Source organism: Delftia sp. ZNC0008 (genome assembly GCF_000799035.1).
Lineage (GTDB): Bacteria > Pseudomonadota > Gammaproteobacteria > Burkholderiales > Burkholderiaceae_C > Comamonas > Comamonas tsuruhatensis.
On the sequence record NZ_JTKZ01000453.1, the window covers coordinates 1 to 4,355 of the forward strand.

At 69.1% G+C, this 4,355-nt stretch carries 5 protein-coding genes and 1 pseudogene; 3 read left to right on the top strand and 3 right to left on the bottom strand.

The genetic code is table 11. From position 1 onward, the window contains the following. Window positions 1-823: alpha/beta hydrolase (locus L995_RS14925; RefSeq protein ID WP_047472463.1), on the top strand; the 823-nt coding region annotated here is incomplete at its 5' end. A 17-nt stretch (window positions 824-840) separates the two neighbouring features. On the opposite strand, the gene L995_RS14930 is transcribed toward L995_RS14925, so the two are convergent. The 3 genes from L995_RS14930 to L995_RS32070 all read right to left on the bottom strand — a co-directional run bounded on the left by L995_RS14930 (window position 841) and on the right by L995_RS32070 (window position 3,087). Further along, on the bottom strand, window positions 841-1,050 hold the full coding sequence (locus tag L995_RS14930; RefSeq protein WP_013802290.1) for a DUF4287 domain-containing protein: 210 nt from the start codon (window positions 1,048-1,050) through the stop codon (window positions 841-843). A 71-nt stretch (window positions 1,051-1,121) separates the two neighbouring features. Next, the gene (locus L995_RS14935) at window positions 1,122-2,033 is read right to left on the bottom strand and encodes a bestrophin family protein (RefSeq protein ID WP_016447050.1); all 912 of its coding nucleotides are present in this window, start codon (window positions 2,031-2,033) and stop codon (window positions 1,122-1,124) included. A 151-nt stretch (window positions 2,034-2,184) separates the two neighbouring features. Then, window positions 2,185-3,087, bottom strand: a complete 903-nt coding sequence (locus L995_RS32070) for a nitroreductase (RefSeq protein WP_082001557.1) — start codon at window positions 3,085-3,087, stop codon at window positions 2,185-2,187. Between the two features lie 275 nt (window positions 3,088-3,362). On the opposite strand from L995_RS32070, the gene L995_RS14945 reads away from it, so the two are divergent. Both L995_RS14945 and L995_RS14950 read left to right on the top strand, forming a co-directional pair. Then, complete coding sequence (locus L995_RS14945) at window positions 3,363-3,779, top strand: hypothetical protein (protein ID WP_052195806.1); 417 nt, start codon at window positions 3,363-3,365, stop codon at window positions 3,777-3,779. Between the two features lie 102 nt (window positions 3,780-3,881). Continuing rightward, a pseudogene (locus tag L995_RS14950) lies at window positions 3,882-4,355 on the top strand (efflux RND transporter periplasmic adaptor subunit); the annotation flags it as partial.

Consider the following 4,355-nt stretch of genomic DNA (forward strand, 5'->3'; position numbering starts at 1 on the left):
CGAAGACTTCCCGCTGCCCGCGCGCGACGGTGCGCCGCTGCGCGTGCGCATCTACCGGCCGCTGGCCTCGGTCACACCCACGCCCCAGCCCGCCCTGGTCTTCGCCCACGGCGGCGGCTGGTGCCTGGGTTCGCTGGAGGTCTACGACAACCCCTGCCGCGCGCTGGCCGTGGCAACGGGCGCCGTCGTGGTCTCGGTGGACTACCGGCTGGCGCCCGAGCACCGCTTTCCCGTGCCGCTGCATGATTTCTGCGATGCCATTGCCTGGACCTTTGAGCAGGCCGATGCGCTGGGCCTGGACAGCAGGCGCATCGGCGTGGCCGGAGACAGCGCGGGCGGCAACCTCGCGGCCGCCGCCTGCCTGCTGGCGCGGCAGCAAGAAGGCTGGGGAGCGGCGGGCGCACCGGCCATCGCCCACCAGCTGCTGCTGTACCCGGCACTGGACGCGGCCATGGACTCGCCGTCGTTCCTCCAGTTTGGAGAGGGCCACTACCTCACGCGTGCGGCCATGGAGTACTGCTATGGCGCGTACCTGGGCGATGCGGCTCCGGGGCGGCACGAACTTGTCTCTCCGCTGCGCGCCGAACACCTGGCAGGACTGCCCCAAGCCACGGTGATCAGCTGCGAATACGACCCGCTGCGCGACGAGGCCGAAGCCTATGCGCAGCGGCTGGCGCAGGCCGGTGTGGCAGTAAAGGCCGTGCGCCTGCCCGGCATGGTGCACGCCTGCATGCATATGCTGGGGCTGGCGCCGGCATCACGCCGGCTGTTTGACGAAGCGGGTGCCGTCGTGCGCCAGGCTTTCGGCACGGCCATCGGCTGAGGGTTGCCGGGTGCAGGTCAGGCCTGTGCCAGGAACACGGCCACCAGCGCATTCGCATGGCCGTGCCCCATCTGGTGCTGGGCCTTGAGCCAGCCCACCAGCTCCATGTGCTTGCGGGTGTCCTGCTGTTGCAGCAGGTCCATCCAGTGCGCAATCGGCTGGCCGTAGGTCTTCTCGATGGAAGGGAAATACGAGGCCGGTCCCTTGACCTTGCTTGTCTCCGTCATGGCGCTTGTCCTTTTTCTGTGATGCGGGTGGCAGATTGTGCCGCTGGCGCTGTCCGGGCCGGCAGGCAGGGTCAGGTCAGGAACAGCACATCCTTGTGCTGCGGCGCAGGTGGCAGCACCTCGCCGGTCAGCTCGCGCAGCGTGGCCTCGATCATCTGCGACATGGCGTCCAGCGCCAGATCGTTGGGCGCCGTGCCGAAGGGCTCCTCCAGCTCGGCGCCCAGCGCCTCCAGCGCGAAGAAGGTGTAGGCGATGAAGGCCACGATCACCGGCGTCATGAAGCCGATGGAATCCACCAGGCCGAAGGGCAGCAGCAGGCAGTACAGGTAGATGGTGCGGTGGATGATCACCGCGTAGGTGAAGGGAATCGGCGTGCCCGCAATGCGTTCGCAGCCGCCCAGTGCCTCGCCCAGCTTGCACAGCGGCGCCTCCATGGCGGGCACCAGCACCGGCTGCAGGCTGCCGTCTTGGCGGCGTGCCTGCAGCCATTCGCCGGCCATGAGCAGCAGCACGGCAGGCTTGAAGCGCGCCGTGGCCAGGCGCTCGCAGTCGGCGGCGGGCAGCAGGCGGCGCATGTCGGCCGCGGCATCGGTGCCGCGCAACTGGTGGCGCAGCGCATGCACGAAGGCCGCCAGCACCATGGCCAGGGCCGGGGCGTGCTGCGGTGCATCGGTCAAGGTCCGGGCCTGGCGCACCAGGGTGCGCGTCTCGTTGAGCAGGGTGCCCCACAGCGTGCGCGCCTCCCAATAGCGCGCATAGCTGGTGCTGTTACGAAAGCCCAGGAAGATGGCCAGCGTCAGCCCGATCAGCGAAAACGGCACGAAGTTCAGCGGCACCTTCCAGGCGAACAACTGGCCGTGCAGCGCCGTGACCAGCACGGCGAACAGGGTGGCTGCCATCAGCTGGGGCAGGATGTCGGGCAGCACCGAGCCGCGCAGCACGAAGAGCATGCGCAGCCAGTGGGGGCGGGGCCGGATGATCATGAAAGCTTGTTCCGTGATGGAAAAGAGGGCGCAAGAGGATGCAAGAGGGCGCAGCAGCCCCGCAACTCTAACCGCCCCGCGCAGTCAGTGCGCCACCTGCGCGCCACCTGTGCGCCACTTATGCGCCACCCTGCACGCGCTGGCTGCGGCTTCAAAGATCGCTGCCGTGGCTGTCGTGGTTGCCGTCTGGCTGGAGAAGGGCCTGTGCCGTGACCGCTGCTGTCTGCTCCGCCTGCCATGCCGTGCGCATGGAAGAGGGCGCCACCATTGCGCGCGGGGATGGCTGGCTGGTGATGGTGCCCAGGCTGATGAAGCCGGCCAGGTGCTCGCCCTCGCGCAAACCCAGCGCTGAATGCAGGGCCGGGTCAAAACAGCGCTCGCCACTGAGCACGATGGCACCAAAGCCCAAATGGTGGGCGGCGTTGAGGAGGTTGCCCAGGGCCGCGCCCGCAGCCAGCCATTGCTCACGCACCGGCACGCGCGAGCGCGGCCGGGGCGAGATGATGAAGGCGATCAGCGCCGGGGCGCGCGTTGCATGCTCGCGCGCACGGCGGATATCGTCGGCCGGGGCCAGCGGGTCGCGGCGCAGTTTTTCCTGCTCGAACAGGCAGGCCAAGGCCTCGCGCTGGTGGGCGGGAAACTCCAGAACCCGCCAGGGGTGCAAGGCACCGTGGTCCGGAGCGCATAGCGCCGCCTCGATCATCAGGTCCATGTCGCCGCTGTCCGGGCCCGGCATGGCCAGCCGCCTGGGCGAGACGGAGCGCCGCGCCAGCAGGGGCGCCAGGCCCGCCCGCTTGCGCGTGTCGGCAAAGCAGTGCTTGAGTGCATCCACCGCCTGGGCGAACTGCCGTGCCCAGGCCAGCACCTGTTCGCCTTCCTGCGTGAACCCCTGGAAGGGCCGGCCCGCACGCACCAGCGCGTGGCCAAACTCCGCCTCGGCCGAGCGTATGGCCTGGGCCAGCGTGTTGTCGGAGATGCCGCAGGCCTGCGCTGCGCGCGCCCAGTCACGCTCGCGGTCCAGGGCCAGCAGATGGGGGATGTATTTTTGCGTCAAGTCGGTTCTCCAGCACAGCCCGGCGGACTCCGGCGGGCTCCGAGGGGGCGAAGTGCTCCATGAATGGCTTCGTTATATCCGAAAAAATACAATGAAATCCGTCACTCCAGCTTGAACCGAGGCCTGGTGCGGCTTGCGGGCCTGCCGCGATGGCGGGGGCTTGCTTTGGTATGTGACAGGTGAATGTGCCCTTGCCGAACTGCGGGATTGAACCGATTGCGCAGGCACCGGCACTACAATCCCCGGCCATGTTGCATGCCATCCGGAGCCTATCCATGCGGAGCGCCTTGCTGCTGCTCATCATGGTGGCGCAGCTGCTGATACCGCTGCTGCACAGCCATTTCGGCACTCCGAACCAGGCCGGCCTGCACATCCACGCGGCGCCGTCGCGCGTGGCCGACTCGCATTTCCACCTGTTCGTGGCCCACGGCTCCTTCACCGATGTGGATGAAGACCATGTCGAGCCTTTCGAGGTCGATGTGCAGGACGCCATACAGCCGCTGGACCTGCTGCCCATGCCTTTGCTGGCCGTGGTCGGCCTGGTCTTGCTCACCCTGGGCCTGCGTGCCGCGCGCATGCGCTGCATTGCGCCCCGGCCCGCCCTGCCGCTGCAGCCCATGCGCCTGAGTCCGCGCTGGCGCGAGCGCGTGATACGGCCTTCCCCCGCCCAGGCACCGCCCCTGGCTTCCTGACCTCCCCGGCCTGGTCCACAGGCCCGCCTCAGTCCTTCTTCGCCCGCGCGCAGCGAACCGCCTGCGCGTGGACGGCGTTCGTCTTTTTTCCCGGAGTCAGGAATGATGTTTTCCCCATGGCTGCTGGCCGGCGCACTTGCGCTGCCAGCCGTCGGCATGGCCACCCAGGCCCAGGCCGCACCCGCAAGCCCGGCCAATCCCCCGTCCGCATCCGCATCCGCACCCACATCCGGATCCGCATCCACGCCCACATCCGTTGCCTTGTCCGCCGAACAGGCACAGGCGCTGGGCGTGCGTTTCGAACCCATTCAGGCGGCAGAGCGCATCGAGGTCTCGGCCCACGCGCGCGTCGTGCTGCGGCCCGATGCCCAGGCTGTGGTGGCCGCCCCCTATGCGGGCGCGGTGCCGCGCGTGCTCGTGGCCCTGGGCCAGACGGTGCGCACCGGCCAGCCGGTGGCGGTGTTCACCAGCCCGCAGCTGTATGAGGCGCGGCGCGCGCTGCTGGAGGCCGAGTCCCAGTCGCGCCTGGCACGCCAGGCCCTGGCGCGCGACCAGGCGCTGCATGAGGACACGCGG